The following is a 15,932-nucleotide window of genomic DNA, read 5'->3' on the forward strand; positions in this document are numbered from 1 at the left end:
TTTTTCACATAAAATAGGAATTAATTTTTTTATTGTCTAAAATCTGATCAATTAGAGTATTTTGTTTCATCTTGAATTTCAGCCTGTTCAAAGGCTCTTCTACGTCTCATACAAGATTCACATACACCGCAATGAAGTTCATCCCCAAGGTAACAGGAATAACTCAAATGTAGGGGCGCCCCAATATCTTTTCCGATTTCAACAATTTCTTTTTTGTTACTTTTTATTAAAGGGGCTTTAATCTCTATTTCTTCAGGTGAACCTATTAATAAAAGGTGGTTAAAGGCTTCCAGAAATTCCTTTGAATTATCAGGAAAAGTTATGGCTTCCTCATAATCCCAACCAACTATAATTTTTTTAGCATTTTCTGCTTCAGCATAAGCAGTTGCTATTGCAGTAAATACGATGTTTCGGCCAGGGACCCATACCAGACCCGCAGTTTCGTTACATAATTCTTCATCATCTAACTGGCTCATTTCCAGTTCTGGTATTTCTTTAGAGGAAGTTAAGGCTGATCCACTAATTTTACCCATCCAGGGAAGATCAATAACCGTATGATCAATACCTAATTCGTCACAGATTGCTTTAGCAGATGAAATCTCCATTTCAGCACTTTTCTGTCCATAGTTAAAGGTTAATGCATGTATATCGTAACGATCCTTGTAGAAGGACGTGGCCACTGCTGAATCCAGTCCTCCAGATAAAACACTTATTGCCTTTTCTTTTGATTTTCCCATATTAAAACTCCTTTTAAACTATAAATTTAGTTAAGTATCCTGTTAATTCTAATAACATCTAATATAATGGTTCTGCTATATCATTTTATGATAATTTCCCACTATTAACATACCGCTTAAAAACTTCTTCAGCCTTTTTCATCACAATTTTTAAGGGAACTTTGAGTTCGCTGGAGATTAATTTTGCATCTTCATATTCCGGGCTGTAATTAATAATCTCATCTCCAATAATGCCCACTTTTACATGGATCATTCTGGTGACGCCATTTATATCCAGATTAATAGGTATGATCTTCCTTTTCAGGATATTTCTATGTACATATGGTAAAACACGTACCCCCAGAGTCCCAGTTTCCCTGAAAATAACCTCTGATAACCTATCACAATCTTCTGGTTTTGATATTACTCTTAAAATGTGTCCCGGCCGATTTTTTTTCATTATGGTAGATATTAAAGATACATCCAGTGCTCCTTCATCTAAAAGTCTGTCAAATACATGTCCTAGAACTTCGCCGGTAACATTATCTAGATTAGTTTCCAGTATGGATATCTTATCGGTGGGAACCGTTGAGTCTGCCATTAATATCCTTAAAATATTTGGGATTTCCAGATCCATTCTTCCTGCCCCATAACCAATTTTCCGATTTATTACTAGGGGATAGTTGGTGCAGAATTCATCCACCATATTTACAAGTAAGGCCGCCCCAGTAGGGGTTGTTAATTCAAAATTAACTGGACCCCCCATTACTGGAACTCCCTTTAAAATTTCAATGGTGGCCGGAGCAGGGACAGTTAAAGAACCGTGCATACTTTTAATTCTGCCTCCCCCTAAAGCTACAGGCACGCTTAAAACTCTTTTTGAGTGTAACCCTAAACTATGGAAACAGTAAGCTGTTCCTATAACATCAGCAACTGCATCAGCAGCACCTACTTCATGAAAATGTATTTTATCCAGAGTTTTACCGTGTACTTTTGATTCAGCAAGAGCCAGTGTTTTAAAAACTTTTTTAGAAAAATTTAAAACATCTTTACTGATGTTCTCATGCTCAATTTTGTCAAATTTTTTAATAAAATCGTTATATCTAACAGGTTCCCTGTCCGTGCATTTAACTTCCGCAAATGTTGCCAGAATGCCTGATTTTTTTGTTTCTTTTATATTTACAGTGACATCTCCAAAATAAGATCCAGCATATTCCATCAAATCTGCTGTAATATCTGGTTCTGCCCCTAAATTGATCATGGCCCCCACAACCATGTTTCCAGATATTCCTGAGTTTTGAGGGTCAAATATAACCACCATGATTTAAATCTCCCTTATAAAATAATTTTTGTATCAATAATTCCATTATTACTTCTTCTCGATTTAATCTAAAAAAATTTAATAAATATATCTCCAATAGCTTAAAAAGGGGGGTAATGTTTAGTTTAAGAATAAGAGTGCTTAATTTAGGTTTAAAAAATTTCTTTACATTCCCTTTTAGGCGTTGAAATTGTAATACATAGTTAATAAAAAAATATGACAATTTTTTTTATTCAGGTGTTTCTAATATGTGGAAAGTATAATATCTGGTGAATCCACATTCCTTGCAGCAGATAGTCATTTTATATTGGTCTATGTTGATTTCATGAATAGTGGCATCTCCACAGTTATAACACTTTGAGGATTTTTTGAGTTTCCATGGTTCAATTTTCATTTAATCACTCCTCAGGATTTTCTACTCCTTTAAAAATATAATGTCTGGTTGCACCACAATTAGTACACCATATTTTCGCTTTGTTTACATCTACACGTATTCTCTGAGCAGCGTCTTCCCCACAATAAAAGCAGGGGACTTTTTTCTCAAGGAACCACACATCAACTTCTTTTGCTTTTTTGTCCTGGTTTCCATAATTAACTATTATCTTTCGAATTGGAACTTCAATTATGGTGTAGCGATCATTTTCCAATGCCTTATTAACTGATTCTTCAACTACAGGTACCTGTTCCTCATTTAAAACTGTGCAGATCTGAACTGCATCGTTTGCATAATCTCTAATCATTCCTATGGCTGATTTAGGATCTTCTTTTATACTAAATCCTTCCCAATCCTCTGGTGACATTCCTTTATATTCTAAAATATAAAATCCAGTTATACCTGAATCTGTTAAGGCATTCATGGCCTTGCCCAGATTTTCTATCTCTACAAAAACCCTTAAATGGACCTTCACTTTACCACCTTCGTTTCACTTATCCTTAAGATTGAATAACATGGAATAATATCCAGGATAAAATCTCCCATTATATTTATCTCTAAATAGCTATTAAAAATTTTCAGTTTTAACATGGTACTTTATGATTTTCAGATATTATAAAATTAATTTTTATCCTCACCCTAAAAATTGTTAATCTATAAATTTTTTAAATCCACAAAACTTCTAAATATCTGGATAAACATATTCTTGCATGGTGGGATCATGAAAAATCAACATTTCAAAGAATGGATGGTTCTATGTCAGAATAAAAACTGTAAAAATAAATATATCCTGCCTGAAGATGCAGTTGTGGATTGGAAAACTCGTAAAAGCTTTGGCCTGTGTAAAACTTCTTGTGACACAGTTTATCCTGAATTAAAAAAAGGAATTCCCTGTCCAAAATGCGGTAGAATAAATTTTAGAGTAATTAAAGCTTATCAAAAAACAAAAAGGGTTAATTAATCTAATTTTGGATGTAGTTACTTAAAAAAATTGATATGAAGTTTATCCAATTAAATAAGTTTTTAATCAAAATAGTTATAGAATCATTATCAACAATCATATTATAATAGGAGGAGTTAGATGAAATTCCGGGGTGCTTTCGGCATATACAATAAAGGTAAAGTTGAGATTTCTGAGGATAAAGAAAAATCAGATGAAGTTTTTAATTCATTAAATGAATCAGAAAAGGTAGTGGTTATCTCAACTCAACAGTTTATAAAGTGGCTTGAAGATTTAGAGATTTCTATAAGCAATATAGAAGAATATGACAAAGAATTGATGTCCCTCATGTTTAGAATAAAAAAATAGACATGATTATTCCTATTTTATTTTAAAAAAATTTATATATTAATTTTTATTCCACCTGGTGATTTAATGGAAGAAACTATCTCTATCAACGATGCAATTGTTAAATTTAATCAAGAAAATCTTATTATAAGTAGAAAAAAAGGATTTGCAATTTTAACTAACCAAAATTCTAAAGACAGTTTTCTCAATGTTAAATCCGTGGTAAAACATAAAAAAACTAATATTACAGAAACGAAAATGATTCTAGATAAATTAAATCATAACAAAGATGTTAGCCCGCCCTTTAGCTTATTAGTCGATGATGTTAATATCAATGATGTGGTAATAGTCACCTATGATTGTGTGACTGCAATAGTAAGTTTAGAATTAAGTAAGGCAAATGATAAGAACCACCAAAGTTCTTCAGATATCATGAAAGGTGGAAAAAAATCATTAAAAAATATTAACATATTGTTATTTGTAGATAAAAATCTAAGCAAAGATAATCTTTTAAAATTGTATATGAACGCAGTTGAAGGTAAATCTTCAGCATTATGGGAATTAGATGTCCGGGACAAATTCAATGAACTATTCACTGGTGGAAATAATGATACAGTTTTAATTGCCTGCAAAGAATTTGAAGATCCAGAAGAAGAAACTGACGAAATAAAACTTCAACAAATGGTTAAAAAATGTGTTAGAGATGCATTAGTTAAGGCCATAAGAAATTCTGGTTATTTTAGAAATATATTAGATTTTATCAATAGTGTGGGCGTAGAAATTGATGATCTAGTTGAAGCGGGCATGGATTTATGTGTAGGTGTGGAGAAAACTGATGAGTTATACCAGAAGCTTAAAGCACAGATTTTAAAATCTCTGGAAGATATAAATGTTATCACCTTGATCATGGCCGGCATCAGGGTTGAGGAGGACTATGAGAAACACCGCCTTGAAGAAGTTGATGTGGATGATGACCCTGCATATCTGTACACTGATGAGGTTTTAGGTATGGCCATTGCGAACCAAATTGCTGGTACCAAAGCCATATTTAATTTTAAAAGATATGATGAAGAAAAACCTGGTATTATAAGTGACTTGGGGCCTATGCTGGATGATATTTTTGCCGGTCTGGTTGCTGGTTGCATGTCAAAAATTTTTGAGGAATGATCATGATCTTAGAAGGTTTTAGAGGATTGCTGGGACTGTTATCCTTCTCCACTATACTGCCCCTAAATATACATACAAGCATTGAAGAAATGGCTAAGGTCACCTGGTTGTGGCCTCTGCTTGGTGGAATAATTGGCATATTTGTAGGGGCTGTGGGTTTTGTCTTTGTGAACCTACTACCTATAGACCAGTTGATCACAGCAACCATTGTTTACAGTTTTGCCATTTCATTTACTGGTTTCCATCACCTTGACGGTTTAATTGACATGGGCGATGCTTTAATGGCCCACGGCGATTATAAAAAAAAGATAGGAATAATGAGAGATTCAAGAATTGGAACTGGTGGAATAGCATCCTTTTTTATTATAGCATTAATAACTGTGGCATCGATCAATGCCATATCCCCCAGTTCTATATTTCTAGTTTTACTGATATCAGAGATAGGGGCTAAAATGGGATTAATAACCTGTTGTGCCTTATCTCGACCCTTTCCAGATGGGACTGGGAAGTTTTTCATTGAATCTATGAATATGAAATTGCTGTTATTATCTTTAATCTTGTGTTTCATAGTGGGATTCATATTATTTAATGTAATCGGAGTTCTGGGAATTATTGGTGGCACTATAGCTGGAGTTATATTGGCTGTAGTATCTAGGAAAAGTTTTTATTGGACTACCGGTGATATTTTAGGTGCTTCCAATGAAGTAGGAAGAATGTTATCTTTATTAGTAATGACCAGCATGGTGATACCGTGGACGTTAATGTTTTAAGATTAGATCACAGAAGAAAAAGGGATGCCCGAATCACCACCCATGTTTGTTTAACTGCCCGGGCTTTTGGAGCATCTAAAACTATTTTAAGTGGTGAAAAAGATTCTAAACTCATGGAAAATGTTGAAGATGTGGTTAGAAGGTGGGGAGGAAATTTTAAAATTGGATATCAGAAAAATTGGGAGAATTTAATGGAAGAATGGCAAAAAAATGGTGGAGAAATTGTTCATCTTACCATGTACGGCACTCCAGTACAGGAAGCTATAAAAGAGATAAAAAATTCCCCAAAAGATAAATTAATAGTGGTTGGCGGCTCCAGAGTTCCAACTAAAGTTTATAAAAAGGCTGATCATAATGTTTCTGTTACATCCCAACCCCATTCTGAAGTTTCATCACTGGCCCTATTCTTACACATGTTATTTGAGGGAAAAGAGCTAGAACTAAATTTTGAAGGTGGAGAAATGAAGGTTATTCCCACAGCTCGGGGTAAAAAAGTGGTTACCCAAAAAGAGGATAAATAAAAAATTAAATTTTTTCCTATTTAATTACCCACTTTTATTCTGATGATCTTATCATCATCAATTTTAGGCACCCCCCTTCCATCTTTATTAGATGTAGCAATGTAAAGGTAACCTTTGTGTTCGACTACATCTCTTATTCTGCCAAGATTATTGAAAAGTTCATCCTCACGGGTGATCTCCATGCCAGAACTATCCAGATACAGTCGTCTAAGCTGATTACCCCTTAGACCTGCCACAAAAAGAGAGTTTTTATAGAAGGCCATTCCAGACGGTGCCAGGGTAAATTCACTAAAACATCGGATAGCATTAATATATCCATCAGTACTGTTATCACACTCTACAATAGGCCATCCATAGTTTCCCCCTTTTTCTATGATATTTATCTCATCATTTCTAGTGGCCCCGTGTTCTGAAGCATACATTAATCCATTGGAAGTATTCCAGGTTATGCCCTGAGGATCTCGGTGTCCATAAGACCAGACATAATTATTGAATGGATTATCAGCCGGTACTGTTCCGTCCTTGTTTAATCTCAATATTTTACCGGCTAAAGAGTTATTGTCTTGAGCCAGAAGTTCATTGCCAGCATCACCCGTGGTAGCATAAAGTTTACCATCTGGACCAAATTTCAATCTGCCTCCATTGTGAATACCAGAACTGGGGATGTTATCCAGTAGAACTGTTTCATTGGTAAGATTTGTGTTCAATGTAAACCTGGAAATTCTATTTCCATTATTCTGTGTAGTATAATATAGATAGACGTACTTGTTGTTATTAAAATCAGGATCAACAGCTATTCCTAAAAGACCAGACTCACTAACCTCTTTTACATTAACGTTTCCAACTTCTTGAACCTGATTTCCATCCCATATCTTTACTTTACCTCCTCTTTCCGTGAATATCATCCTATCATCAGGTAAAAATGCCATGGCCCATGGTGTGTCCAGATTGGTAAGTATTACCTCAGACTGATATCCAGATTCATCTACAGAACTTGGAACAAGTAATACAATCAAGGCGACAGTTATAATAATTAATATTCCCACAAAAACAATGAATTTTTTCTGCATTCCATTCCCCCTAACCTTTTATTGATTTTATTCTAATAAATCATTTAATTCGTTAAATGATCAAAGTTCTATGAAAACCATAGTATTAGGAACTTTAAATAGCACCACTATTAGGACAGGGCATTTCTGCAGCAAATACAAACCCTGAATAACTTAAAATAAACAATAGAATTATTATAAATAAACATTTTTTTGATCATATTTCAATTAAATCCCCTTTTAATATTATTTTATAAAGGGAACTAAAAAATTTTTCGTTTTCAGCGAGTTTATTATTTTAATGGTTATAATTAAATATTTTTCAAATTTAGTAAGTATTCTTTAGTTAATTTTGAATAACAATATTTTAAAAATAATAAAATTTAAAATAGTAATTATAATGGCTAAACTTTATTAAAAGATAGAAACTAAAAATCAGAATAAATCTCCTCTTTATTATCAATTAGATTAGATTAAATAAAGATTCAATCACCTTATTTATAAAATTGGCTCAAATTTGTTTTTAACTGTTCAAAACATAATTATTTGAATAGACTACTTCCAGCTTGATTTTTCTTCCATGAATTTTATCTTTTACCATTGCTTCAAGTTTTTTAAGAGATGGAAGTTGTCCATTTCCTATGATTCTTACAGTTACAATATCTTCTTTAGATTCAGCATCAACAGAGACCAACTCATATCTACTGCCACTCAACCAAGTACTTGATGCCTCAGTTATGGTTCCAGTAATGCTATTATCAATATAGATTGTGTAACCAGTATAGGCTAGAGGTACAGAAATCAAAACCATCATAACTGTAGCAATGGCTATACCCCTTTTTTTGGCAATTTGAGACTTATCTTTCACTGCTATCTTAGAAAAACCCATGATACCAAAAAGAGCAGTTCCAGTAACGAGTATGGCGAAATAATTTGTCATAAAAAGTAAAAGGCTACCCAGGGCCAAGGAATAGTTGGAACTTGCCAATAGAATACCCACATTTGCTAATGGAGGAACAAGAGATATGGCAATGGCTACTCCTGGCAATGTATCAGAAACATCATGGCGGGACATTGCAAAAGCACCAGCAACCCCAGTAACTAGAGCAGCTAAAAGGTCTAGAAGACGTGGAGAAGTTCTAACAATAACTTGGCCTATGTTTTCCGGTTGAAAAAAACTGGTCATAGGCAAGGTTAATAAGAATCCAACTCCAATGGCAGTGGCAATTCCTCCCAGACTTACCAATAGTGAAGTCTTGATAGCCAAACTATCACTTGCGCTGATACTAAAAGCAAGACCCATAATAGGTAGCATTAGAGGCGCGATAATCATGGCACCTATAATTACGGCTACAGAATCTCCAAGAAGCCCATAGGTAGAAATCCCCGAAGCAAGAATAAGCAGACAGAAAAATTTTACCAACTTTTTTTTAACATCCTCACCTTCATATACTACTAAATCTCGAATTCTTTTTACTTCTGCTTCATCAACAGGATCCCCGTGCAGCAATGTACCAATAGATTGTTTCATTTTCAATTCTCCAATATTATATAGTATAAACCTGGTTATATTACTTAGGAACTAAAAACTCGGCCACACCATAACCTTCTTTACCATCCCAATTGTATTTAAAAAGTGTTTCTATGATGATCATATCTCTATCAACCGGAACCATTCCATATATTATAACTTCTCCCTCTACTGTATATTTCATACCTTTTTTGTCAGATAAGATCATTGAAAAATTAGAAGGAATTCCCTCACTAAATTTTACATCTATATCTGATTTAGCGAGTGGTTCATTTACTGAATCCTTATAGAAATATCCTGCATTTATATCTCCTTCATCAACAGAGATTTTAGTAATATTAAAGGATTCATCGTCAGATAACTGGGAATTAATCCACATCCACATCTTAGGAGATCTCCAGTGCCTAATACCGCGGCTCAAATCTCGTTCACCCAATGCATTAATTTCAACTGATTCGCCATCAATATCAATTTTTCCCACAGCTTTTCCAAACTGTTCATAATGCTGGGATATTACATTAGATGACATTTACCTAAATTAAGTGCCTTACCTCCTATTTTTTCTATTGGAAGGCCTTTTTCTTCGAATTTTATCACATAAGTGTTTGTATCTGCCATATTACCATTACCTGCCATATCATCGTCATATTTTTCTATAGTTATCAAAAATAAGAGAATTCTGTATTTATCTTTAGATAAATAAAATATAAACAATAGGATTTTTTAAAAATTGAAAAATGAAACTAAAAAATAAATTTTAATAAAATATAAAACAAATATAGGCCTTAGAGTGTTATATATAAGTTTTAATATAAAGTTATTATGTGATATTATCCAATTAAAATACTAATAAATCTAAAAAAAGTGATTAAAGATGTTAAAAATTGTTGATCATATACTGGCCCAGGAAATTCTCACCAAGATCAGGAAGAAGGGAGTAGATAGTGTCCAATTTCGCTCGGGTGTGGTTGAACTTGGTCGCCTAATAAGTTATGAATTCATAAATACCATGGAACGAAATTCAGTTAAAGTAGAAACACCTTTAGGATTTGCTAAAGGAATCAAAGTAAAAAATAAAAAGGACGTTGTGGTTATAAGCATATTAAGGGCAGCTATCCCCTTAGTTGATGGTATTATGAGAGTTTTCCCTGAAGCCCAGTGCGGGGTGGTTGGTGCCTGGAGAGAAGATGAGCCTCCCTTTAAGGTGAAAATGGATTATATGAAAATACCTAACTTAGATGGAAAGATAATTATTGTGGCTGATCCTATGTTAGCCACAGGCAATACTATGAACACAATTTTAAAAGCCATAAAAAAGTTTGGAACACCTAAAAGACTTGTACTTTTTAATATAATCTCTACTGATGAGGGTATAGCAAAGGTAATTAACAATCACCCTGAAATTGAAATATACACTTGTTCCATTGAAAAAGAGTTGAGTAAGGAAGGTTATATTATACCTGGATTGGGAGATGCAGGAGATCTGGCTTTTGGTAAGCCTAATTAGTTACTTTTGTTATATATGGATTTTCCGTGGGCTGCTGCCACAATACCTGGGATTCCATCAACTTCCAATTCATAGATTGCTTCCATTCCTTCCTCAGAAAAGGCCGCTACTTTTTTAAATAAAACTTTACTGGTTAAAAGTGCAGCTACCGGCGGTGTAACCACATATACTGAATTTTCAGTATTTAATGTATCTATAGTTTCTTGTTTCAATATTCCCTTACCTAAATGTATTTTAACACCATACTTAGCAAGTAATGGTATGCTTCCCTCAATATCTTCCTTGTTACTGCTGGTGGGTGCTATTCCTGCGTCACTTACTGCAGTGTGCATTATCACTGATCCTTCTAGATCCAAAAGATTACTGCCATCTTCCAGTTTTTTAACCAGTTTTGGTAAAGCTGCATCTCTACCAGTAAATATTTTACCGTATATCTCAACCCGGTCTCCTATATCCAGAGTTTCAATTACCTCAGTTTTAACTGGTGTTTTAATTTTTTTCATAGTAACCACCGCATTAAAAGTATAATATCAAAAAACTTCTGAGATTCAATGAAAATATGATCAATTACAATAATTATGATTAATTCGCAGTTATTTGTTTTAAATCACTTAAAAATTGTGTAATATGTTCTTTTTTGATATGAGGCATTACTATAATTCTTATAGCTCGCGGATAGGAAGATATAGATACTGCCCATCCTTTATCACTCAATTTCTGTGCAAGTTCATCTACAGACATTTTTTCTGATTTAAAAGCCACTATATTTAGTTCTGGTTCAGTTATTAATTCCAGTCCTAACTCTTTTAGTCCCTGGGCCAGGGTTTTTGTAATTTCCATGCAGTTTCTGGACAGAGCCGTGTACCCTTCTTTTCCCATATATTTTAAAAGCGCCCATGTAGCAGCTGCTGAAGCACCAGTTCGGGTGCCTACAATAGTTGACTGTTTTTTTTCGGTTAAATAGGGAGTTTCTATACTCATAACATCCAGATATTTTTCATCCCGGAACAATATACCGCCGGTAGGTATAGGTGCTAAACCCATTTTATGCGGATCAATGGTCAGGGAACATACACCATCCAATGAAAAATCAAAGTCAGGAAGATCATAACCAATCTCCTTTAAGAAAGGTATAATAAAACCACCGAATGCGGCATCAACATGTAAATAAATTTCCTGTTCTGTGCATATTTTGGAGAGTTCCGGTATGGGGTCAATCTTTCCCAGTTCAGTGGTTCCAGCCACACCTACCACCGCCACAGTTCTATCAGATAATAGTTCCATTACTGAATCTAAATCCATTTTATAATCATCATCAAGCTTTGCTTCTTTCAGTTTAAGAGATAGAATATCTGCTGCTTTTTTAAAGGAAAAATGAGCCGATTTTGGCACAATTATTTCTGGATTTTGTACATTCGAACAGTTTCTGGCAGCACGCATAGCCATAATGTTTGCTTCGGTTCCTCCAGTAATTATATGGCCAAAAACATTCTTTGAGCCAAGGATACTTCCAAGAAGCTCTATAGATTCTCTTTCAAGTTTCTGAGTGCCTTTAAATAAACCAGGATCTCCCAGATTAGATTCTAAAAACATGGCATAAGCTTTTCTTCCGACTTCATGAGGACAGGTGCACATAGACCCTAATATCTTTCCAGATCGGTGGGTTAAATCCTCTTTCTGAAATTCTCTGAGTTTCTGGAATACTTCCTCTTTTGAAAATCTATTTTCATCCATATTAATTACCTGAAAAAAATAACTGATTAAAAAAATAGTATTAAAATTTAAAAAAAAGAATTATGATATTTTTATTCCTGCATCATTTTTCGGGCAGCTTTTAAAACCAGTTTCTTCTCTATTCGAGCTACTGTTTCTCTTACGGCTGGCACAGCATCAGTATTTGCAGATACACTGTCAATTCCAAGTTCCACTAATTTTTCCACAATATGTGGAATACTTCCTGCCTGTCCACATATACTGGTTTTTACTCCAGCAGCATTACATTTTTTGATAACCCGTGCTATCAATTTTAGTACAGCAGGGTGTCCTTCACTGTAAAGGCCAGCTACATTTTCATTGTTTCTATCAATGGCCAATGTGTACTGGGTAAGATCGTTGGTTCCAAAACTGGCAAAATCTATTCCAACATCAATGAAATCTTCAATCACCATGGCCGCTGCAGGTGTTTCCACCATAATACCAAATTCTATATTTTTCTGTGGTTTTAAACCAACTTCTTCTGCTATTTGCTTGGCCTTGCGCAGTTCATCTGGATGCTGGACTAATGGAATCATTATGCCTATATTGGTATAGCCCTGTTCATGTAATTTTTTTATGGCCTTAAATTCTGCTCTGAGAATATCTGGTTGATCTAGTTCCCGTCTGATACCCCTCCAACCCAGCATAGGGTTGTGTTCGTATGGTTCATCTTCTCCACCGTCTAATGTTTTGAATTCGTCAGTTGGAGCATCCAGTGTTCTGTACCATACTGGTTTAGGATAGAAGGCATCCACCACTTTTAGAATATTTTCCATAAGTATGTGAATGAGTTCGTCTTCACGACCGTCTTTTATGAATTTGATAGGGTGCACACCGGCAGTTAACATCATGTGTTCCGTCCTAAGTAGGCCGACACCATCTGCACCAGTTTGCGAAGCTTTTTTAGCTGCCTCCGGCATGCTGACATTCACTTTAACATCGGTAACTGTGAGTATTGGTGATTGCACCACTGCCTGCTGTCTTTCAACTTCAACTTTTTCAGCTACTTTGAGTTTACCTTTATAAACAATTCCCTTATTTCCATCTATAGTTACCAGTTGATTTTCATCCAGGATTTGTGTGGCATCTGTAGTTCCAACTACACAGGGAATTCCTAATTCTCGAGATACTATAGCTGCATGACAGGTTACACCGCCTTCATCAGTTATGATTCCACTGGCCCGTTTCATGGCCGGCACCATATCGGGAGTGGTCATGACTGTTACTAAAATATCACCGGTTTCCACTTTATCCAGTTCATCTATCTCTCTTACAATTTTTACTGCTCCAGAGCCCATGCCAGGACTTGCACCTAATCCTTTGGTTATAATGGTTCTTTCGTCTTCCATTTCTTCCCCATCCTCTTGATTTGATGATTTATCCAGAGTGGTTACTGGCCTTGATTGTAACATGTAAACCTTTCCATCTTCAATAGCCCATTCTGTGTCTTGTGGGAAGTTATAGTGACTATGTATATTTTTTCCAAGTTCTGTGAGTTCTGCCATCTCTTCAGCAGTTAGTACCTGTTTGTTCTTCATGTCTTCAGGAACTTCTACTTTGACTGTCCTGCCAGACTGGGGATCCTTATGGAACATGACATTTTTTTCACTGACCATGGTATCCAGAATTTCGCCGGTTTTTTTATCTATCCAGTAAGTATCTGGTGTAACAGTTCCAGAAACAACAGCTTCGCCCAATCCCCATGAAGCTTCGATTAATATTTTTTCTTCACCGGTCGATGGGTGTACCGTGAACATTACACCTGCTTTCTCAGCATCCACCATTTCCTGAACCACAACTGCGATGTAAACCTTTGAATGATCAAAATCATTTTCTTCACGATAAAAAATTGCTCTAGCACCGAAAAGAGAAGCCCAACATTTTTGAACATATTTTACGACATCTTCAGAACCGCTTATATTAAGATAAGTATCTTGTTGACCTGCAAAAGATGCTTCAGGCAAATCTTCTGCAGTAGCAGAAGATCTTATGGCCACAAATGCGTTTTCTTTGCCAATTTTATCGCAAAGGGCGTTATAAGATTCAGTAATAAGGGTTTTTATTTCATCAGGGACCCATGCATCCATAATGATCTTTTTTATGCGTACAGCAGCGTTTTGGAGTTCTTTATTATTATGAACATCCAAAGCATCAAGAATGTCCATGATTTCATCAAAAATTCCGGTTTCATTTATGAATCTTTCGTAGGTTGCTGATGTAACCACAAATCCTGGCGGAACTGGAATTCCTGCCTGGGTTAATTCACCTAAATTTGCTCCTTTTCCACCTGCAATTGCAACATCTTCTTTGTTTAGCTCATCAAAATATGCGACATTCTTCATGCTGATCCCCTAATTACAATTTTGAAAAATTTTTATAAAAAAATTCTTATTTGACTAATTCTTCTCCCTTGTCAATCACGATTCTACATGGTACGGGTAGCTTCATAGCAGCTCTTCTTAATGCTTCTTTTATATCTTTAAAGTTTTTCTTATTGGAATGGATAGTTAAAACTTTTTGATTAGGTTTTACTATTGCAACTGAACTTACAGGTTTACCGAAAGCTTTTCTCATACCATCCTGAACCCGGTCCGCACCAGCCCCAGTTGCCATTGGATTTTCTCGCACTATGTGGTGTGGATATACCCTTAACTTAAGGTGGTATCCCATTCTACCTGCTTTTCTCTGCATATATCTATTTGAAGCAATTCTTGCTGCTTCTAATGCATTGTGTTTAATATGTGCCGGCTCTTTAACTGCTAAACTAAGAGATAATGGGAATTCCGCTGATAGATTACCCATATCATATTGAACAATTCGTGAGCCTGGAATTTTACGTATATACTCTTTTCTTGTGTATGCTCTTACCATAAATAATCCTCCTAATAAAAATTTGAGTGTGAATTTTATACCTTAAAATTGGTCTTATAAAACTTTAAGTTCACAGTCTTAATAAACCTTCTCCTTAATATATAACCATATTATTACTATAATTAATACAGTCATATAATTACCAACATAACCAAAGATATTGGTTATTATTCATATAATACCTATATAACCAAGTTTATCAGTTATAAAAAGATGGTGAAAACATGAAAATTGCAATAACGGGAAAAGGAGGGGTGGGTAAAACAACCCTTTCTAGTACTTTATCATGTATCTTGTCACAGACTTATAAAGTATTCGCTATAGATGCTGATCCAGACATGAACCTGGCATCAAGCCTGGGTATTCATGAACAAATCACACCTATTTCTAAAATGAGAGATCTTATAAAGGATAGAACTGGTGCAGAGTCGGGATCATCCTTCGGCGAAGTATTCAAGATGAATCCCAAAATAAATGACTTACCTGAATCATTATCAATTAAATATAACGAAAATTTGAAACTTCTGGTAATGGGGACCGTGGATAAAGGAGGAGAAGGATGTGTCTGCCCTGCTTCAGTGTTATTAAAAGCACTTATGAGACACATGATCCTCCAAAAGGATGAAATCGTGGTTCTGGATATGGAAGCAGGTATTGAACATTTGGGACGTAGAACATCTGAATCTGTAGATCTAATGATCGTGGTAGTAGAACCCAGCCTTAAATCAGTTGAAACTGCTAAAAGAATTAAAAATCTGGCAACCGATATTGGAGTTAAAAATATAACTGCCGTTATAAATAAAGCGTCTAATAAAGCAGAAGAAAAATTTATCCATTTAAAATTAGATGAAATAGACATTAAAGTAATTGGATGCATTCCTCTTGACAGTAATATTGTCAGGGCAGATATGGAAGGAAACCCTTTGATAAATTATCCAGATTCGCCTGCATTTAAGTCAATAGAAAATATTGCAGAAAGTATTTTAAGTTTTAAACAATGATC

The 15,932-nt window shown here is 34.9% G+C and carries 17 protein-coding genes and 1 pseudogene; 7 read left to right on the forward strand and 11 right to left on the reverse strand.

Annotated elements, in window-relative coordinates; translation table 11 throughout:
- Positions 1 to 47: 47 nt before the first annotated feature.
- The 4 genes from queC to CIT01_03435 all read right to left on the reverse strand — a co-directional run bounded on the left by queC (position 48) and on the right by CIT01_03435 (position 2,945).
- Positions 48 to 737 (reverse strand): 7-cyano-7-deazaguanine synthase QueC, encoded by a 690-nt coding sequence (gene queC, locus CIT01_03420; GenBank protein ID AXV37315.1) that lies wholly within the window; start codon positions 735 to 737, stop codon positions 48 to 50.
- Positions 738 to 822: 85 nt separating this feature from the next.
- Complete coding sequence (locus tag CIT01_03425; protein AXV37316.1) at positions 823 to 2,037, reverse strand: TIGR00299 family protein; 1,215 nt, start codon at positions 2,035 to 2,037, stop codon at positions 823 to 825.
- Positions 2,021 to 2,260 (reverse strand): hypothetical protein, encoded by a 240-nt coding sequence (locus CIT01_03430; GenBank protein ID AXV37317.1) that lies wholly within the window; start codon positions 2,258 to 2,260, stop codon positions 2,021 to 2,023. The genes CIT01_03425 and CIT01_03430 overlap by 17 nt, the downstream gene beginning before the upstream one ends.
- A 175-nt stretch (positions 2,261 to 2,435) precedes the next feature.
- Positions 2,436 to 2,945 carry a hypothetical protein gene (locus CIT01_03435; GenBank protein ID AXV37318.1) on the reverse strand — a complete coding sequence of 170 codons (510 nt, stop codon included), beginning with the start codon at positions 2,943 to 2,945 and terminating at the stop codon, positions 2,436 to 2,438.
- Between the two features lie 246 nt (positions 2,946 to 3,191).
- On the opposite strand from CIT01_03435, the gene CIT01_03440 reads away from it, so the two are divergent.
- The 5 genes from CIT01_03440 (at position 3,192) to CIT01_03460 (ending at position 6,216) form a co-directional block, all read left to right on the forward strand.
- Positions 3,192 to 3,431 carry a hypothetical protein gene (locus tag CIT01_03440; GenBank protein ID AXV37319.1) on the forward strand — a complete coding sequence of 80 codons (240 nt, stop codon included), beginning with the start codon at positions 3,192 to 3,194 and terminating at the stop codon, positions 3,429 to 3,431.
- Positions 3,432 to 3,551: 120 nt separating this feature from the next.
- On the forward strand, positions 3,552 to 3,779 hold the full coding sequence (locus CIT01_03445; protein ID AXV37320.1) for a hypothetical protein: 228 nt from the start codon (positions 3,552 to 3,554) through the stop codon (positions 3,777 to 3,779).
- A 66-nt stretch (positions 3,780 to 3,845) separates the two neighbouring features.
- Entirely contained in the window at positions 3,846 to 4,925 is a 1,080-nt protein-coding gene (locus CIT01_03450) for a hypothetical protein (GenBank protein ID AXV37321.1), read from the forward strand.
- Positions 4,922 to 5,695, forward strand: coding sequence for an adenosylcobinamide-GDP ribazoletransferase (cobS, locus tag CIT01_03455; protein AXV37322.1), 774 nt, complete (start codon positions 4,922 to 4,924; stop codon positions 5,693 to 5,695). The genes CIT01_03450 and cobS overlap by 4 nt, the downstream gene beginning before the upstream one ends.
- Positions 5,677 to 6,216, forward strand: coding sequence for a tRNA (cytidine(56)-2'-O)-methyltransferase (locus CIT01_03460; protein AXV37323.1), 540 nt, complete (start codon positions 5,677 to 5,679; stop codon positions 6,214 to 6,216). Before cobS ends, CIT01_03460 begins: the two co-directional genes overlap by 19 nt.
- 20 nt (positions 6,217 to 6,236) lie before the next feature.
- Here CIT01_03460 and CIT01_03465 read toward each other — a convergent pair whose 3' ends face one another.
- From CIT01_03465 to CIT01_03475, 3 genes and pseudogenes are all read right to left on the reverse strand, one after another.
- Positions 6,237 to 7,286, reverse strand: coding sequence for a quinoprotein glucose dehydrogenase (locus CIT01_03465; protein AXV37324.1), 1,050 nt, complete (start codon positions 7,284 to 7,286; stop codon positions 6,237 to 6,239).
- Between the two features lie 502 nt (positions 7,287 to 7,788).
- Positions 7,789 to 8,796 carry a DUF389 domain-containing protein gene (locus CIT01_03470; GenBank protein AXV37325.1) on the reverse strand — a complete coding sequence of 336 codons (1,008 nt, stop codon included), beginning with the start codon at positions 8,794 to 8,796 and terminating at the stop codon, positions 7,789 to 7,791.
- 40 nt (positions 8,797 to 8,836) lie between these two features.
- Positions 8,837 to 9,325, reverse strand: a pseudogene (locus CIT01_03475) (hypothetical protein).
- A gap of 345 nt (positions 9,326 to 9,670) precedes the next feature.
- On the opposite strand from CIT01_03475, the gene upp reads away from it, so the two are divergent.
- On the forward strand, positions 9,671 to 10,303 hold the full coding sequence (gene upp / locus CIT01_03480; GenBank protein AXV37326.1) for a uracil phosphoribosyltransferase: 633 nt from the start codon (positions 9,671 to 9,673) through the stop codon (positions 10,301 to 10,303).
- Here the strand turns inward: upp and CIT01_03485 are convergent.
- The 4 genes from CIT01_03485 to rplJ all read right to left on the reverse strand — a co-directional run bounded on the left by CIT01_03485 (position 10,300) and on the right by rplJ (position 14,929).
- Complete coding sequence (locus CIT01_03485) at positions 10,300 to 10,806, reverse strand: fumarate hydratase (protein AXV37327.1); 507 nt, start codon at positions 10,804 to 10,806, stop codon at positions 10,300 to 10,302. The genes upp and CIT01_03485 overlap by 4 nt on opposite strands.
- 79 nt (positions 10,807 to 10,885) lie before the next feature.
- A complete protein-coding gene (locus CIT01_03490) occupies positions 10,886 to 12,037 on the reverse strand; it encodes a tyrosine decarboxylase MfnA (protein ID AXV37328.1) in 1,152 nt (383 codons plus the stop codon).
- Positions 12,038 to 12,108: 71 nt separating this feature from the next.
- A complete protein-coding gene (locus CIT01_03495) occupies positions 12,109 to 14,400 on the reverse strand; it encodes a phosphoenolpyruvate synthase (GenBank protein ID AXV37329.1) in 2,292 nt (763 codons plus the stop codon).
- A gap of 46 nt (positions 14,401 to 14,446) precedes the next feature.
- Positions 14,447 to 14,929: a 50S ribosomal protein L16 gene (gene rplJ, locus CIT01_03500; protein ID AXV37330.1), complete on the reverse strand. Its 483-nt coding sequence runs from the start codon at positions 14,927 to 14,929 to the stop codon at positions 14,447 to 14,449.
- A gap of 224 nt (positions 14,930 to 15,153) precedes the next feature.
- Between rplJ and CIT01_03505 the strand changes: the two genes are divergently transcribed.
- Positions 15,154 to 15,930 carry a carbon monoxide dehydrogenase gene (locus CIT01_03505; GenBank protein AXV37331.1) on the forward strand — a complete coding sequence of 259 codons (777 nt, stop codon included), beginning with the start codon at positions 15,154 to 15,156 and terminating at the stop codon, positions 15,928 to 15,930.
- The last annotated feature ends 2 nt before the right edge of the window (positions 15,931 to 15,932 follow it).

Source organism: Methanobacterium sp. BRmetb2 (genome assembly GCA_003491285.1).
Lineage (GTDB): Archaea > Methanobacteriota > Methanobacteria > Methanobacteriales > Methanobacteriaceae > UBA117.